A 16,043-nucleotide genomic window follows, 5' to 3' on the forward strand; every position below is an offset into this window, starting at 1 on the left:
TGACCGTTGCGTGACCGTTCGGCGTCGGCCGACACGAGGTTGTCACATAGGTCGAACACCATGCGGGGCACACCCTTTGGCCTTCCTGATCCACACGCACCTTGCCGGCACTCCATGACCTGGCCGCCAACTCGTACGGCGGCGACGAAGCCGGGCTGATCTGCGGCTACCTTTTCGACGCAGCCGCGCCGGAGCCTGTGCGGGCGATCGATTCGGCGCAAGCTGCGGCGTGGCTGGACGAGGGCGCGCCTCCCTCGTCGGACTCGGCGTTCTTGTGGCTGCACTTCAACCTGAGCCACGCCCAGGCGGAACGCTGGCTGCTGCGCCATGCACGGCTCTCCGACACCTTTTACGAAGCGCTGCATGAAGGCCTGCCCTCCACGCGCATCGAACGCGCGGACGATTCGCTGATCGCCGTCATCAACGACGTGCATTTCGAATTCAGCTTCGAGCCCTCGGACATTTCCACGCTCTGGATCAGCGTGGGGCCGCGGCTGGTGGTTACGGCGCGCGCCAAGCCGCTTCGCTCGGTCGATACGCTGCGAACGGCGGTCAAGGCCGGAGACGCGCCTCGCTCGACCACCGAGCTGCTCGAGCACCTGCTGCGCGCCCAAGCCGACGTGCTGGTGAAGATCGTGCGCGGCGTTACGTCGCGCATCGACCGCATCGAAGACGAGCTGCTTGCCGGCCGGCTCGACCACAAGCGCGCGCGGCTCGGCGTGCTGCGCCGGCTGCTGGTGCGCCTGCAGCGGCTGCTGGCGCCCGAACCCGCGGCGCTCTTTCGCCTGCTGCAAGGGCCGCCGGCCTGGATGGCCGAGCCCGATGCGCAAGAACTGCGCGGCTCGACCGAAGAGTTTTCGGTGGTGCTGCGTGACATGCAGGCGCTGCAGGAGCGCATCAAGCTGCTGCAAGAAGAAATTGCCGCCAACGTGAACGAGGACAACAACCGCAGCCTGTTCGTGCTGACCGTGGTGACGGTGCTCGCGTTGCCCATCAACATCCTGGCCGGCCTGTTCGGAATGAACGTGGGCGGCATTCCGCTGGCCGAGCACAAGCACGGGTTCTGGATCGTCGTGGCCATTGTTGCGAGCTTTACCGCGGTGGCGGCGTGGGCGGCATTTCGCAAAAAGCGCTAGGCCGCATCGGCAAATGCAGTAATGCTATTTATTTAATAGCAATCGCAATAGCATCCATGCGCCCGCCTCGGGGTTCCAGACCCAATAGAATGATCGCGTGTCCTCTATTCTCAATGCCGATCTGCACTGCCATTCCGTGGTTTCCGACGGCACGCTGACGCCCGAAGAACTGGCGGCGCGCGCCGCTGCCAACGGGGTCGAGCTCTGGGCGCTCACCGACCACGACGAAGTCGGCGGACAGCACCGCGCTGCCGCCGCCGCACGTGCCAATGGCCTGCGCTATCTCACCGGGACTGAAATTTCAGTCACCTTTGCCAACGAAACGGTGCACATCGTCGGCCTGGGCTTCGACCCCGACGATGCGGCCATGACGCAAGGGCTGTACGACACACGCGGCGGCCGCGGCAAGCGCGCGCAAGAAATGGCCGAGGGGCTGGCCAAGGTCGGCATTCACGGTGCCTACGAAGGCGCCCTTAAATTCGTCGGCAACCCCGAACTGATCTCGCGCACCCACTTTGCGCGCTTCCTGGTCGAGCAAGGTCATTGCCGCGACACGCCGGAGGTGTTTCGCAAGTACCTTACCGAAGGCAAGCCCGGCTATGTGCCGCACCGCTGGGCCTCGCTGAAGGACGCGGTGCACTGGATCACCGCCGCCAAGGGCATGGCCGTCATTGCGCACCCGGGGCGCTACAAGTTCACCGCCAACGAGGAATACGCGCTGTTTCTCGAGTTCAAGGCACACGGCGGGCAAGCCATCGAGGTGGTCACCGGTAGCCATACGACAGCCGAATACGTCGAATACGCCGACAAGGCGCTCGAGTTCGATTTCGCCGCCTCGCGCGGCAGCGATTTCCACAGCCCCGACGAAAGCCACTGCGATCTCGGCAAGCTGCCACCGTTGCCCGGCGCGCTCACGCCGGTGTGGGAACTGCTCAGCCACCGCATCCAGCAGTGAGCCAGAGCCCCGGGCCCGGCACCGACAGCGCGGCAACGGCCGCACTGGTGAACGCCCGCGCCGCCGCACAGCAGACCCGCGACATCGAATCCGAACGCATCCTTGCGGGCATCGGACTGGTGCTGGTTGCGGTCGCCTGCTTTGCCACGCTCGACACCGCCACCAAGACATCGACCGCCGCCGTGCCGATTCTCATGGGCGTGTGGTTCCGATACGCCTTCCAGGCCGTGGCCACCACGGCGGTGCTGCTGCCCAAGCACGGCACTGCGCTGCTGCGCACGCAGCATCCGCGCTACCAGCTGCTGCGCGGCGCGCTGCTGCTGGCGTCGAGCACGCTGGCCTTCTTGAGCTTGCGCTACATGCCGCTGGCAGAGTTCACGTCCATCGTGCTGATCGCGCCGCTGGTCATTACGCTCCTGGCGGCGACCACGCTCAAGGAGCATGTTTCGGCGCTGCGCTGGGTGCTGGTGGCGGGCGGCTTTGCCGGCACGCTGGTCATCTTGCGGCCGGGCGGCGACGCATTCAGCTGGGCCGTGCTGCTGCCCATCGGGCTGGTGCTTACCAATGCATGGTTCCAGGTGCTCACAAGCAAGCTGGCGCGAACGGAAAATCCGCTCACCATGCATTTCTATACCGGCTGGGTGGGCACCTTGATCGCCTCGCTGGCGCTGCCGTTCGTGTGGACGGCCCTGCCATCGTGGCACTGGTGGGCGTTGCTGTGCCTCATGGGTTTCATGGGCACGGTGGGCCATTTCATCCTTATCCTTGCCTACCAGCGCGCGCCGGCATCCACGCTCACGCCTTACCTTTATGCCCAGATCGCCTTTGCCATGCTGGGCGGCTGGCTTGTTTTTTCGCACGTGCCCGACCGTGTCTCGCTCATCGGCATTTCGATGATTGCGGTTTGCGGCGCGGCCGGCGCGTGGCTTACCGTGCGAGAGCGCCGCGTGCCGATCGAGCCCGCGGAATCGTAATCAGGAGTCTTCATGGCCCAGTACTTCGAAGTTCACCCCGAAAACCCCCAACAGCGCCTGCTGAAGCAAGCCGCAACGCTGCTGCAGCGCGGCGAGATCGTGGCCGTGCCCACCGACTCGAGCTACGCCCTGGCCTGCCACCTCGACGACAAGGATGCCGTCGACCAGTTGCGCCGTATTCGGCAAGTCGACGAGAAGCACCATCTCACGCTCATCTGCCGCGACCTGAGCGAGCTGGCCAATTACGCGCGTGTCGACAACAAGCAGTACCGCCTGCTCAAGGCTGCCACGCCCGGGCCGTACACCTTTCTGCTCGAAGCCACCAAGGAAGTTCCAAGGCGCGTGAGCCATCCGCAGCGCAAGACCATCGGCCTGCGCGTGCCAGACCACAAGGTGCTGCTCGAGCTGCTGGCGCTGCACGGTGCGCCACTCTTGGCCACCACGCTGATCGCCCCCGGCGAAACCGAAGCACTGAACGACGCGCAAACCATCCGCGAGCGTTTTGAAAAGCAGATTGGCGCCGTCATCGACGCGGGCGCCTGCCCTTCGCAGCCCACCACCGTGGTCGACCTCACGCCCATGGGCACGGGCGACGATCCGGTCGTGGTGCGGCAGGGCCGCGGCGCGCTGGCGGTGCTTGGACTCTGACAAGCGGCACCGAAGCTTCTACTCTGTCTGACACAATCGCCCAGTGGATATTTCCAACCTGATACAGACCGTACTTATTTACGCACTGCCCGTGATTTTTGCGATCACGGTGCACGAGGCGGCGCACGGTTATGTGGCGCGCCATTTTGGCGACAACACCGCTGAAGCCATGGGGCGCGTGACGCTCAATCCCATCAAGCACATCGACCCCATCGGGACCATCCTGATGCCGCTGATGCTGTACTTCGCAACCTCTGGTGCGTTCCTGTTCGGCTATGCCAAGCCGGTGCCGGTCAACTTCGGGCGCCTGCGCCATCCAAAGCGCGACATGATCTGGGTGGCGCTGGCCGGCCCCGCATCCAATTTTCTGCAAGCCATTCTTTGGGCTTTGGTGCTGGTCGGGCTCATCGCAGCCGGCATCGATGAAACCTTTTTCATCAAAATGGCGCAAGGCGGCGTGCTCGTCAATCTTGTGATGTGGGCCTTCAACCTGTTTCCGTTGCCGCCGCTCGATGGCGGCCGGGTGCTTGCGGGCCTGCTGCCGAACGGCCCGGCGCAAAATTTTCTGGCGCGCATCGAGCCCTTCGGTTTCTTCATCGTGATGGGCCTGGTCATCGCCGGCGTCGTCAGCACCTTCTGGCTGCGCCCGTTGATGGACTTTGGCTACACCATCATCAACGTGCTTATTTCCCCGCTCACGGCTTTGCTGCGTTAAGTTCCTCTCCCATGGCTTCGTCATCCCCAGCTCCCCTGCGCGTCCTGACCGGCATCACGCCGTCGGGCACGCCGCACCTCGGCAACTACGTCGGCTCGATCCGCCATTCGGTGCGGCAGAGCGTTGCGCCGGGCGTGGAGAGCTTTTTCTTCCTGGCCGACTACCACGCGCTCATCAAGGTACAAGAGCCGGCGCTCATCCAGCGCTCCACGCTCGAAATAGCAGCCAGCTGGCTGGCTTGCGGGCTCGACCCGGAGCGCGTCACCTTCTACCGGCAGTCGGACATTGCCGAGATCACCGAGCTCACCTGGTTCCTGACCTGCGTGACCGGCAAGGGCGTGCTCAACCGCGCACATGCCTACAAGGCCCAGCTCGACAAGAATGTGGCCAAGGGCGAAGACCCGGACTCCGACGTGACGGCCGGTCTTTTCATGTACCCGGTGCTGATGGGTGCCGACATCCTGATGTTCAACGCGCACAAAGTGCCCGTGGGGCGCGACCAGGTGCAGCACATTGAAATGGCGCGCGACATGGCGCAGCGCTTCAACCATCAGTACGGCGAGCACTTCACGCTGCCCGACGCCGAGATCGACGATGCCGTCGCCACCCTGCCCGGCCTGGATGGCCGGAAGATGAGCAAGAGCTACGGCAACACGATTCCGCTGTTTGCGCCGCGCGCCCAACTCCAAAAGCAGATTGCGAGCATCGTCACCGACTCGCGTGCGCCCGGCGAGCCCAAGGACACCGAAGGCTCCGCGCTGTTCCAGATCTACCAGGCCTTTGCCAGCGCCGAAGAAACCGAGGCGCTTCGCAAGGCGTACGCCGAGGGCATTGGCTGGGGCGACGCCAAGCAAATGCTGTTCGAGCGCATCGACCGCGAAATGGCGCCGCTGCGCGCCCGCTACGACGAACTGATGAACAACCCGGCCGAGATCGAGCGCATTCTGCTTGTTGGCGCCGACAAGGCTCGCAAGCTTTCGCGTCCCTTCATGACCGAACTGCGGCACGCAGTGGGGCTGCGCAATCTTGCTGCCGGCCGCGACAAAACTGCCCGCAAGGCGGCCAAGGTCGCCAAGCCCAGTTTCAAGCAGTACCGCGAGCGCGACGGATTGTTCTACTTCAAGCTGCTCGATGCGAGCGGTGCGGCGCTGCTGCAAAGCCGGGGCTTCGCCTCGCCGCAAGAGGCCGGGCGTGCCATTGCCGCCCTGCAGCAACAGCGCGGCGCGGCATTGAGCGCGCTCGCCGACCAGCTCGAGCCGGTTGGCACTGAAGAATTGAGCGCCGCGAGTGCGGCGCTGGAAGCACTGGCGGAGGCGACAACCGCAACCAGCGGGAGTTGATCCGGCAAATGTCCATCGGCTCACCCGCCGAGGACAGTCGATAGAAGACGGGCGATCACAAAGGAAGAAAACATGAGCATTTATGTCATCGACGACCATCCCCTGATGCGCGACGCAATCGTGATGGTGTTGCGGCGCTTGCGGCCGGCCGAAAACATTGTCGAGCTCGAGCGGCTGGACAAGCTCGCGAGCTCGGTTCAGCAGCGCGGTGCGCCGACCCTTTTCTGCCTCGACCTGAAGCTGCCCGACACCAACGGCGTTTCGGGCGTGGTCGCGGTCAAGCAGGTTTATCCCAACGTGCCGATCGCGGTCTACTCGGCAGCGCCGGCCGCTGACATGGAAGACGCGTGCATTGAAGCGGGCGCAGACACCTACATCGAAAAGTCGGCCAGCTCGGCCGAACTGGCTGCCGTGCTGCGCGGCCTCCTGATGGCAGGTTCGGAAGAAGCCGACGAGCCCGCGCTGGCCAACAACAGCAAGCTGTCGAAGCGGCAGACCCAGCTGATTGCCATGCTCGACAAGGGCATGAGCAACCGCGACATCGCCACCGACCTGGAGATCAGCGAACACACGGTGAAGGTGCACCTGTGGCGCCTGTTCCGCCGGCTGGGCGTGAAGAGCCGCACGCAGGCGCTGCACTACGCGCGGACCAATGGGTTGATTTCGAGTAACTGATCTCGATACCTAGGCTCGCCCCCAGTCTGCGCGCACGAGACCGGGGGCGAATTTGCTGCTAGCTGAAAACCGCGCTAGGCGCGGTTTTTTTATGGCTGCAGCCGGCCGGTCAGCCGCCGCCGGATGCGCTGACGCGGGCTTGGGCCACGGCTTCGTCGGCGTCGTGCAGTGCAACGCGGAACACGCTGCCGCTGCCCAAGCGGGAGCGCACGCTGATGGGGTGGCCGAGCACGTGGGAGAGCCGGGCAACGATGGCCAGGCCTAGGCCGAAGCCGTCGGATGTGCCGGCATGGTCGGCCACCTTGTAGAACTCCAGGAAAACGTCGCGCAGGTGCTCGGGGGCAATGCCGATGCCGGTGTCCCACACCTCGATGCGCATGCCCTCGCGCGTTTGCCGCGATGCGAGCAGCACGCCGCCGTCAGTGGTGTACTTGATGGCGTTCGCAAGCAGGTTGCCGATCATGCGGCGCACGCGAATGGGGTCGGTCAGAAAGCTGCCTTCCGTCACGTGCACGCGAAAGTCGAGCCCCCGGCTTTCGGCAACCGGGCGGTATTGCAGCTCGAGGTCGTGCAGCAGTTCGGACACGTCCACACGCTCGATGTGCAGCCGCACCTGGCCCGAATCGATACGCGCCAGGTCGAACATCGAATCGAACAGCGCATTCACCGCATGCGTGGCCCGAACGATCTTGGGCGCGAGCTCCAGCACCAGTTCGGGTTCGTTGCGCAGCCAGTCGGCGTAGAGCGACAGCGCCAGCACAGGCTGGCGCATGTCGTGCGCGGCGCTTGCAAGAAAACGGTTCTTCATGGCCACGGCAGCCACCGCGGCTTGCCGCTGCTGCGTGAGCGACTTGATGAGGATGTGGTTGTGGAACAGCAGTTCCAGGCTGTTGCGCGCCGTCTCGTGAATATGCCGGCCCGCGCGCAGCAGCAAGAACCAATGCAGGATCGGCAGGATCGGCATCAGGAAACCGTACTGGAAATGCGGCTCCACGATGTTGATGCTCACCAGCCTGATCAGCACCGCACCGAGCATGGTGATGAACAGCGTGTTGACGTAGCGTTTGAGCAGCGGCGGGTGCAGCGCCAGCCCGTTCAGCGGAAACGTGCCCACGCCGGCCACGATGAGCCAGCTCATGAACTGGTTGACCTGCGGCGTGCGCTCGAAAAACAGCAGGATCGACACGCCCCACACGATGGCGCTGGTGCTCCATACAAAGCCGTAGCGCTCGGTGAACTGAAGCTGCGCCGCTGCGCTCCTGCCGGCATAGCGCACTGCATAGACCCTGGCACCCCAGGCTCGGCACGCGGTGGCAAGAAAGCCGGCGGCAAGCCAGGTGAGCAGTTCCCAGTGAGGTATGTAGCTCCAGTTCAGGCCCACCATCAACGGCATGAGCGCCGCCGAGACGATGTACGACCCGCGCGCGGAGCGCATCAGGCTGCGGATCAACTCGCCACGCACCCACGATTCGGCCTCATCGGCCGAAGCCGGAACCGGTGTCACGCTCGTGATCGACGCATTGGCCATGTAGCGCTCCGCCCCCTCTTTATTCGACTCAGGAAAATCTCTCGGCATGTCGGGCATGAAGAGGTGGCGATCTTAACGGCCGGATGCAGCTGTTTCAGGGAAGAACGGGATGGGGAGCGCCATAGTGCGTAATGAGGCGCGAGGCGACGAAAACGAAAGTGTCCGGTTTCGCCCAGGACTGCCCGGTCCCGCGGCCGCATTTGATCTATATGCCTCCTCAATAACGAGGGGCGGCAGCACGTACGATGGTCGTTACCGCACTATAGTGCGCACGGGAGAAACTACTGGCCAATGCCTCAGCCCTCAATTGATCCGATCGAACACGGCTTGCGGCGGATGTTCGCGAGCACCATCAGCAAGTGCCGCAGAGACCTCGGCCTCAGCCAAGAGGCCCTTGCCGAACTCACCGATATGAGTACGAGCTACATATGAGTACGAGCTACATCAGCCTGCTCGAACGCAGGCAGCGCAATCTGACGATATTGGCCGCATCCAGAATTGCCAACGCCTATGGCATGAAGCCGTCCGACTTTGTGGCCCTGGCGGAGACATATGGCGGCGAAGGCGAGTGAAACAGGTCCACCGGCAAGCTCCGAAACCAATGCCGGCCAGCCAACCAAGGAAGAAGTCCAGACTGGCTTTGGCGACGCGGTTCGCGCGTTGCGCAGTGACGCCGAACTGACGCAAGAACAGCTTGCCGCATCCAGCGAAATGCACGTGACCTATATCAGCCAGATTGAACGAGGGCTGAAGAATGTCTCTCTGTTCAACCTCTATCGAATTGCCTCTGCGTTGGAGATTTCGCCGGCAAGATTGTTGGAAGAGGCAGCCAGGCACCAAGCGGGTTCAGTCAAGCATTCGGCCGGAAGGTAGGGATCGGCCCGCTTGCGAGCGAGCCGCGATGAGCCTGACTCCTTGACTCTCGCCGCGCTCCGAAACGGGACAGGCAAAAAAATAGCCCCTTTGCGGAGCCATTCTTGGAGGAGAGGGAGGGATTCGAACCCTCGGTACTATCGCTAGTACGCCTGATTTCGAGTCAGGTACATTCGACCACTCTGCCACCTCTCCGGTGCTGTCGAGCCTGCGATTCTAGCAGACAAAAACGGGGCTTTTGAAGCCCCGGGGCATCAGGCGCGCAACACTTCCAGCCCGCCCAGGTAGGGCCGGAGCGCCGCGGGCACGTTGATCGAGCCGTCTTCGTTCTGGTGGTTTTCCAGTACCGCGACCAAGGTGCGGCCCACAGCCAGGCCGGAGCCGTTGAGCGTGTGAACCAGCTCGTTCTTGCCCTGCGCGTTCTTGAAGCGGGCCTGCAGGCGGCGGGCCTGGAAGGCTTCGCAGTTCGAAACCGAGCTGATCTCGCGATAGGTGTTCTGTGCCGGCAGCCACACCTCCAGATCGTAGGTCTTGGTCGAGCCAAAACCCATGTCACCGGTGCACAGCAGCACCACGCGGTACGGCAGTTCCAGGGCCTGCAGCACGGCTTCGGCATGGCCGGTCATCTGTTCGAGCGCGTCGTAGCTCTTTTCGGGGTGCACGATCTGCACCATCTCGACCTTGTCGAACTGGTGCTGGCGGATCATGCCGCGCGTGTCGCGGCCGGCGCTGCCGGCTTCGGAGCGGAAGCACGGCGTGTGGGCCGTCAGCCTGATTGGCAGTTGCGCCTCGGGCACGACTTCGTCGCGCACGAAGTTGGTCAGCGGCACTTCGCTGGTGGGTATGAGGTACAGCGCCGAATGGTCGGGCGCGGGCTCGCCGTCCTGCCCACCCTTCTTGGCTGCGAACAGGTCGCCTTCGAATTTGGGCAGTTGGCCGGTGCCGCTGAGCGTGGCCGCGTTGACGATGTAGGGCACATAGCACTCGGTGTACCCGTGCTTTTCTGTCTGGGTGTCGATCATGAACTGCGCAAGCGCGCGGTGCAGCCGGGCAATCGGCCCCTTCATCACGCTGAAGCGCGAGCCCGAGAGCTTGGCGCCCATTTCGAAGTCGAGCCCGAGCGGTGCGCCAAGGTCCACGTGGTCCTTTGGCGTGAACGCGAGCGGCGTGGCGTTGGCGCCGGCTCCGCCCTGGGGGCTCCAGCGGCGCATTTCGACATTGCCGGTTTCGTCTTCGCCAACGGGCACGCTGGCGTGCGGCAGGTTGGGCACGGCCAGCAGCAAAGCGTGCAGTTCGGGCTGGATTTCTTCCAGGCGCTTGGACTGCGATTCCTGCTCTGCCTTGAGCGCATTGACTTCGGCCATCAACGCATCGACCGACTCGCCCTTGGCCTTGAGCGGACCGATCTGCTTGTTCAGCGTGTTGCGGCGGGCCTGGATTTCCTCGGTACGGGTTTGCAGCGTCTTGCGCTCGGCCTCGAGCGCGGTGAATGCCGAAACGTCGAGGTAGGGCTGGTTCTTCTTGCGTTTTTCGAGGCCGGCCACAGCGGAGGCCAGGTCTTTGCGGAGCAGGGTGATGTCGAGCATGGGGAGATTTTAGGTGCCCCGTCGCATCGTGCTCCCACCTGCGCCGTCAGGCGACCGTAGCCGGATCGACGTTGGCGCCGCAGACGATCAGGCACACCTTCTCGCCTTCGCGCGGCAGGTAGGCGCCGGTTTGCAGCGCTGCGAGCGGCAACGCAGCGGCGGGCTCCACGGCCAGCTTCAGCTCTTTCCACAGCCACTGCTGAGCGGCGCGGATGGAATCGTCGGACAGCAGCAGTGCGTCTTGCACGTATTTCTGGGTAATTTCCCACGAGATGGCGCCGATGCGCCGTGCGCCGAGCGAATCGGCGGCAATGCCGCCCACGTCGACATCGACCGGCTCGCCGGCCTGCCGCGCACGGAACAGCGTGGGCGCTTTTTCGGGCTCGAGCGCCACCACGCGAGCGCGCTTTTCGAACCAGCCGGCCAGGCCGCCAATCAGGCCTCCGCCACCCACGCTCACCAGCACGGAGTCGGGCAGGCCGCCCTGCGCTTCGATTTCGACGCCCAGCGTGCCCGCGCCTGCCACCACCTCTGGCTGGTCGTAGGCATGAGTGAGCAAGGCGCCGCTTTCCTTCTGGCGCACCAGGCAGGCGGCCAGCGCGTCTGGATAGAGCTCGCCGACCACGACCACCTCGGCCCCCAGCGCCCGCAACCGGGCGCGCTTGGCTTCGGGCGAGACGCCGGGCAGGAACACCTGGCAACGCACGCCCAGGGCCTTGGCCGCCGCCGCGGTGGCAATGCCGGCGTTGCCACCCGAGGCCACGACCACGCCGCTTTCGGGGATGTCGTTGGCCAGCAGGCGATTCATCATGCCGCGCGCCTTGAAGCTGCCGCTTACCTGCATGTGCTCGAGCTTGAGCCACACCTCCACGCCCGGCACCTCGATGCCGAAAGCGGAGGCCGGCAGCTTCCAGAGCGGGGTTTCGCGGATGAAATGAGCAGCATCCGCGCGCAGCCTGCGGGAGGCGCTCTCGGTTTCCAGGCGCCAATTGGTGGTTTGATTGTTCAAGAGATGTGTCCCGGGGGAGGAATGTCGTCGAGCTTGAGGCCCTTGGGGAGCGGAAACTTGATCGTTTCCTCGATGCCGTCCATCTTGCGGACCGACACCGCACCGAGCGCCCTTACGCGTTCGATCACCTCGCGCACCAGCACTTCGGGCGCCGAGGCACCGGCCGTAAGGCCCACCCGGGTCTTGCCCTCGAACCATTCGGGCTTGAGCTCTTCGGCCGAATCGACCATGTAGCTTTCGGTGCCCAGGCGCTGTGCCAGTTCGCGCAGCCGGTTGCTGTTGGAACTGGTGGGGCTGCCGACCACAATCACCAGGTCGACCTGGGGGCTCAATATCTTTACCGCGTCCTGGCGGTTTTGCGTGGCGTAGCAGATGTCTTGCTGCTTGGGCTCGCGCACCATTGGAAAGCGCGCGCGCACGGCGGCCGCAATTTCGGCCGCGTCGTCCACGCTGAGCGTGGTTTGCGTGACCACGGCAAGCTTTTCGGTTTGCGCGGGCGCCACCTTTGCCACGTCTTCCACGTCTTCCACCAGGTGGATGCCGCTCGAAAGCTGGCCCATCGTGCCTTCGACCTCGGGGTGCCCCTTGTGGCCGATCATGATGAACTCGTAGCCTTCCTTGGCGAGCTTGGCCACCTCGACGTGCACCTTCGTCACCAGCGGGCAGGTGGCATCGAAAACGTCGAAGCCGCGGTCGCGCGCCTCTTGCTGCACGGCCTTGCTCACGCCGTGGGCGCTGAACACCAGCGTGGCACCGGGCGGCACGTCGGCCAGGTCTTCGATGAAGATCGCGCCCTTGGTCTTGAGCTCGTTCACTACGTAGGTGTTGTGCACGATCTCGTGGCGCACGTAGATGGGTGCGCCAAACTTGGCCAGCGCGCGCTCGACGATTTCGATGGCCCGATCCACGCCCGCGCAAAAGCCGCGCGGCTCGGCAAGAACGACTTCCTCGAGGCCCTTGTTCATAGAACCCCGATCAGCCGCACCTCGAAGGTCACGGGCTGCCCGGCCAACGGGTGGTTGAAGTCGAAGCGCACCGCGGTTTCGTTCGATTCGACCACGGCGCCGGCATAGCTCCCGGTGCCATCGGGGGTAGGAAACTGCACCACGTCGCCGACTGCGTATTGCTCGTCGGGATCGCCCATCTGCGCCAGCAGCTTGCGGGCCACCCATTGCTGCATTTCGGGGTTGCGCTCGCCAAAAGCTTCACCGGCGGGCAGCTCGAAGGTGGCATGCGTGCCCTCTTCCAGGCCCATGAGCCGCTGCTCCATGGCCGGCGAAAGCTCGCCGGTGCCCAGCGACAGGGTGGCGGGCTTGTCGGCGAAAGTGTTGATGATGTCGCCCGCCGGACCGGCCAGCCGGTAATGCAGGGTAAGGAACGAGCCGGAAGTCACAACGTGGGACATGGGTGCAGCGGAGGTAGGCAAAGACAAGGTGGGTGTCCCGATAAACTGGACTGCATTTTAAGGAGCCGGGGCTTCCACCCGCTCTTTCAAGGTTTCACCCAGGTTTTCGATGGCATTCAAGGATCTCCCCGCCCACGCCCGCCCACGCGAAAAGCTCATCGCGCGAGGCGCTGCCGCGCTGGCAGACGCCGAACTGCTGGCGTTGCTGCTGCGCACGGGCGTGGCCGGAAAAAACGTGCTCCAGCTCGCCCAGGAACTGCTCGACCACTTCGGGGGCCTTTCGGGCCTGCTGCAGGCCGGCGCCGACGACCTGAAGGTGATCAAGGGCATGGGCGGAGACGCCAAGCGCGCCGAACTCATTGCGGTGCTCGAGCTGGCGCGCCGCGCCATGGCGGAGCGGCTGAAGGAGCGCGCGGTCTTCGATTCACCGGGCGCGGTGAAAGAGTATCTGCAATTGCACATCGGATCGCGCCCGTATGAGGTGTTTGCGGTGCTGTTCCTCGATGCGCAGCACCGTCTCATCGTGCTCGAAGAGCTGTTTCGCGGAACACTCGCGCAAACCAGCGTCTATCCACGCGAGGTGGTCATTCGCGCGCTGCAGCACAATGCGGCGGCCGTGGTGCTTTCGCACAACCATCCCAGCGGCAGCATCGAGCCCTCGCGCGCCGACGAATCCCTGACGCAAACGCTCAGGGCGGCGCTTTCACTCATCGACGTGCGCGTGCTCGACCACGTGATCGTCAGCGCCGGCCAGAGCTTTTCAATGGCCGAGAAAGGGTTGCTCTGATGGCTTCGCGCACGCCACCCATCAAGAACCTGGCAGACCTGAAGCAGGTGCAGCGTGCGCTGGCCGAAACCCGCGAGCGCGAGGCGGCCGCAGCAGCCGCCAAGGCCGCCGCCGAGCGCAAGCGCGCGGCCGAAAAAGACCTCTTCACACGCGCCATCGGCGCCACGGAGCCGCTTCGCCGCAGGGCGGCCGTGGTGCCTCTTGCGCCGGAGCCTCCCGCGCCCATCCCCGTGCAGCACCAACTCGACGAACAGCGCGTGCTGCGCGAGTCGCTCTCCGACGAATTCGACGTGACGACCCTGTTGGACGTCGACGACGCGATGAGCTTTCGCCGGCCCGGCATCGGCACCGACGTGACCGCACGGCTGCGCAAGGGCGACTGGAGCATCCAGGCACAAATCGACCTGCACGGCCTGCGCAGCGACGAAGCGCGCGAGGCGCTCGGCGGGTTCATTCGCAATGCATACAAGCAGGGCTTGCGCTGCGTGCGCGTGGTGCACGGCAAGGGGCTGGGCTCGCCCGGCAAGCAGCCGGTGCTCAAGACCAAGGCGCAGCGCTGGCTCATCCAGAAGAACGAGGTGCTGGCCTTCGTGCAGGCCAAGCCCGCCGAGGGCGGCGCAGGTGCGTTGGTGGTGCTTTTGGCGCCAGCGCGGCGCTGAACGCCCCGCTGCCGCGCGCTTCCGCTATGCCAGGTGATTTTTGAGCGGAACGGCCGTGTCGGCCACCGCTGCCGCATCCGGGCTGCGCCCTGCTTCGAGCAGCTTGCGGCTCATCATGTGATCGACCGGCGCGTTGACGGATTCGACGCACACCAGCTGCCCATCCACATAGTGGAATAGCGAGAACGCGTCGGGCTTGGGTCCGGCGCGCCGCACACTGGACAGCCCCGGCGTGCCCTCGGCCGGCATCAGGCCGACCATCTGCAGCCGCAAGCCGCCCTGGTCCGACCAGAACCACGGCACCGCGTCGTGCGGCCGCGCGGCGCCGGTCAGCGTGGCCACTGCCGTGCGTGCCTGGTCGTTCGCGTTCTGCACCGACTCGAGCCGCAGCGCGCGGCCCGCACGCCGATCAGGGAAGCGCGTGCAATCGCCCACCGCGAGCACATCGGCCGCGCTGGTCTGCATGTGGCTGTCGACCACGATGCCGTCCGCGCATTCGATGCCCGCAGCCTGCGCCAAAGCGGTTTCGGGCACAGCGCCAATGCCGAGCAGCAGCAGGTCCACCGGCTGCTTCGCGCCGTTGACCTGGATGGACAACAGCCGGTCGCCCTCGACCTCGAACGCACCGGTGCGCGCACCAAGCACGATGTCGATGCCCGCCGCGCGATGCGTTGCGAGCACATGCGCCGACAGCTCGGGCGACACGGCGCGGCCCAGGAGGCGCGGCGCGCTTTCGATCACCTGCACGCGCTTGCCGAGCGCATTGGCGGTGGCCGCCACTTCGAGTCCGATGAAGCCGCCGCCCAGCACCGTGACCTGCTGCGCATCGGCCAGCCGCTCGCGCAGGCGATGCGCCTCGTCGGCGGCGCGCAGGGTTGCGACGTTTTCAAGGCCCGGCTTCAGGTCGGGCATCTGGCGTGCACGGGTGCCGGTGGCCAGCACCAGCCGCTCCCACGGCAAAACGGCACCCGAGCGCAGCGTGACGGTGTGCGCCTCGCGGTCGATGGCAATTGCCGCATCGCCCAGGTGCAGCGCAATGCCGGCTTCGCGGTACCAATCGGCGGCCTTATGCGGTTGCCTGGTCTCCTCGGCACTCTTCAAAAAAGCCTTGGAAAGCGGCGGCCGGTGGTACGGCTCGCAGGCCTCCTCGCAAACCAGGTGCACGCGCGCGCCCTGCCCGGCTTCCACCAAGCCCGCGCAAAGCTGGGCCGCGGCATGGCCGCCGCCGATGATGACGATTGAATTCATTGAAGAGAGTCTCTTTCGGAGTCGTTGTCTGTCTTACTGCTCGCCACGATTGCGCATCCAGTCCGCAGTCTGGAAGAACGAATCGCGCAGCCTGGCGCGCAACCCCTCCGGCACGCCGGTCTCGCCCATCGCCTGGTCCATGCAGGCCAGCCATTGGTCGCGCTCCTTGATGCCGATGCTGTGCCCGCCGATGCTCTGCGGCAAATGCCGCGCGCGCAGCATCGGGTGGCCGAAACGGTCGGTGTAGTGCTGCGGGCCGCCAAGCCAGCCGCACAGGAACCAGAAGAGGCGCTGGCGCGCGTTGTCCAGGCTGGTGCCGTGCACCGCGCGCAACTGCGCATAGGCGGGTTCGAGCTCCATCAGGTCGTAGAACCGGTCGACCAGCGCCTGCACCTTGGGTTCGCCGCCGATCCACTCGAAGGGAGTGTCGACGGGGGGCTTTTCGTGAATCTGCATGGCGGGAGTATCCCTCCAGCAGCCGCCCGGGCCCGCATAGCGGCCTGAA

The 16,043-nt window shown here is 65.0% G+C and carries 18 protein-coding genes and 1 tRNA gene; 11 read left to right on the forward strand and 8 right to left on the reverse strand.

Going from position 1 to position 16,043, the window contains the following annotated elements; all coding sequences use genetic code 11:
- The first annotated feature begins 101 nt into the window (after positions 1-101).
- The 7 genes from J2X67_RS22670 to J2X67_RS22700 all read left to right on the forward strand — a co-directional run bounded on the left by J2X67_RS22670 (position 102) and on the right by J2X67_RS22700 (position 6,443).
- Positions 102-1,136: a transporter gene (locus tag J2X67_RS22670; RefSeq protein WP_309956726.1), complete on the forward strand. Its 1,035-nt coding sequence runs from the start codon at positions 102-104 to the stop codon at positions 1,134-1,136.
- 97 nt (positions 1,137-1,233) lie between these two features.
- Positions 1,234-2,091, forward strand: a complete 858-nt coding sequence (locus tag J2X67_RS22675) for a 3',5'-nucleoside bisphosphate phosphatase (RefSeq protein ID WP_309956728.1) — start codon at positions 1,234-1,236, stop codon at positions 2,089-2,091.
- Positions 2,088-3,065 carry a DMT family transporter gene (locus J2X67_RS22680; RefSeq protein ID WP_309956730.1) on the forward strand — a complete coding sequence of 326 codons (978 nt, stop codon included), beginning with the start codon at positions 2,088-2,090 and terminating at the stop codon, positions 3,063-3,065. Before J2X67_RS22675 ends, J2X67_RS22680 begins: the two co-directional genes overlap by 4 nt.
- A 12-nt stretch (positions 3,066-3,077) precedes the next feature.
- A complete protein-coding gene (locus J2X67_RS22685; protein WP_309956732.1) occupies positions 3,078-3,713 on the forward strand; it encodes an L-threonylcarbamoyladenylate synthase in 636 nt (211 codons plus the stop codon).
- Between the two features lie 43 nt (positions 3,714-3,756).
- Entirely contained in the window at positions 3,757-4,428 is a 672-nt protein-coding gene (locus J2X67_RS22690; RefSeq protein ID WP_309956733.1) for a site-2 protease family protein, read from the forward strand.
- Positions 4,429-4,439: 11 nt separating this feature from the next.
- The gene (locus tag J2X67_RS22695) at positions 4,440-5,768 is read left to right on the forward strand and encodes a tryptophan--tRNA ligase (RefSeq protein ID WP_309956735.1); all 1,329 of its coding nucleotides are present in this window, start codon (positions 4,440-4,442) and stop codon (positions 5,766-5,768) included.
- A 72-nt stretch (positions 5,769-5,840) separates the two neighbouring features.
- Positions 5,841-6,443: a LuxR C-terminal-related transcriptional regulator gene (locus tag J2X67_RS22700; RefSeq protein WP_258501945.1), complete on the forward strand. Its 603-nt coding sequence runs from the start codon at positions 5,841-5,843 to the stop codon at positions 6,441-6,443.
- A 109-nt stretch (positions 6,444-6,552) separates the two neighbouring features.
- Here the strand turns inward: J2X67_RS22700 and J2X67_RS22705 are convergent, their stop codons facing one another.
- Entirely contained in the window at positions 6,553-8,019 is a 1,467-nt protein-coding gene (locus tag J2X67_RS22705) for a HAMP domain-containing sensor histidine kinase (protein WP_309956738.1), read from the reverse strand.
- A 380-nt stretch (positions 8,020-8,399) separates the two neighbouring features.
- Here J2X67_RS22705 and J2X67_RS22710 point away from each other — a divergent pair, with 380 nt between their 5' ends.
- Positions 8,400-8,543, forward strand: coding sequence for a hypothetical protein (locus tag J2X67_RS22710; RefSeq protein ID WP_309956740.1), 144 nt, complete (start codon positions 8,400-8,402; stop codon positions 8,541-8,543).
- Positions 8,524-8,844 carry a helix-turn-helix transcriptional regulator gene (locus J2X67_RS22715; RefSeq protein ID WP_309956742.1) on the forward strand — a complete coding sequence of 107 codons (321 nt, stop codon included), beginning with the start codon at positions 8,524-8,526 and terminating at the stop codon, positions 8,842-8,844. The genes J2X67_RS22710 and J2X67_RS22715 overlap by 20 nt, the downstream gene beginning before the upstream one ends.
- Positions 8,845-8,949: 105 nt before the next feature.
- Here the strand turns inward: J2X67_RS22715 and J2X67_RS22720 are convergent.
- The 5 genes from J2X67_RS22720 to J2X67_RS22740 form a co-directional block, all read right to left on the reverse strand.
- A tRNA-Ser gene (locus J2X67_RS22720) sits at positions 8,950-9,039 on the reverse strand.
- Between the two features lie 59 nt (positions 9,040-9,098).
- On the reverse strand, positions 9,099-10,430 hold the full coding sequence (gene serS, locus J2X67_RS22725; protein WP_309956744.1) for a serine--tRNA ligase: 1,332 nt from the start codon (positions 10,428-10,430) through the stop codon (positions 9,099-9,101).
- Between the two features lie 46 nt (positions 10,431-10,476).
- A complete protein-coding gene (locus tag J2X67_RS22730; RefSeq protein ID WP_309956746.1) occupies positions 10,477-11,439 on the reverse strand; it encodes a threonine/serine dehydratase in 963 nt (320 codons plus the stop codon).
- Entirely contained in the window at positions 11,436-12,404 is a 969-nt protein-coding gene (gene ispH / locus J2X67_RS22735) for a 4-hydroxy-3-methylbut-2-enyl diphosphate reductase (RefSeq protein WP_309956748.1), read from the reverse strand. The genes J2X67_RS22730 and ispH overlap by 4 nt, the downstream gene beginning before the upstream one ends.
- The gene (locus J2X67_RS22740; RefSeq protein WP_157615257.1) at positions 12,401-12,844 is read right to left on the reverse strand and encodes a peptidylprolyl isomerase; all 444 of its coding nucleotides are present in this window, start codon (positions 12,842-12,844) and stop codon (positions 12,401-12,403) included. The genes ispH and J2X67_RS22740 overlap by 4 nt, the downstream gene beginning before the upstream one ends.
- Positions 12,845-12,953: 109 nt before the next feature.
- Between J2X67_RS22740 and radC the strand changes: the two genes are divergently transcribed.
- Together radC and J2X67_RS22750 are read left to right on the forward strand one after the other, a co-directional pair.
- Positions 12,954-13,631, forward strand: coding sequence for a RadC family protein (gene radC / locus J2X67_RS22745; RefSeq protein WP_309956751.1), 678 nt, complete (start codon positions 12,954-12,956; stop codon positions 13,629-13,631).
- Positions 13,631-14,290, forward strand: coding sequence for a Smr/MutS family protein (locus J2X67_RS22750; protein ID WP_309956753.1), 660 nt, complete (start codon positions 13,631-13,633; stop codon positions 14,288-14,290). The genes radC and J2X67_RS22750 overlap by 1 nt, the downstream gene beginning before the upstream one ends.
- A gap of 24 nt (positions 14,291-14,314) precedes the next feature.
- Here the strand turns inward: J2X67_RS22750 and J2X67_RS22755 are convergent, their stop codons facing one another.
- Together J2X67_RS22755 and J2X67_RS22760 are read right to left on the reverse strand one after the other, a co-directional pair.
- The gene (locus J2X67_RS22755) at positions 14,315-15,538 is read right to left on the reverse strand and encodes an FAD-dependent oxidoreductase (RefSeq protein ID WP_309956755.1); all 1,224 of its coding nucleotides are present in this window, start codon (positions 15,536-15,538) and stop codon (positions 14,315-14,317) included.
- Between the two features lie 33 nt (positions 15,539-15,571).
- Complete coding sequence (locus J2X67_RS22760) at positions 15,572-15,994, reverse strand: group II truncated hemoglobin (RefSeq protein WP_126748457.1); 423 nt, start codon at positions 15,992-15,994, stop codon at positions 15,572-15,574.
- Positions 15,995-16,043: the final 49 nt, after the last annotated feature.

Origin of the sequence: Variovorax sp. 3319, assembly GCF_031456585.1 — a bacterium.
Lineage (GTDB): Bacteria > Pseudomonadota > Gammaproteobacteria > Burkholderiales > Burkholderiaceae_C > Variovorax > Variovorax paradoxus_P.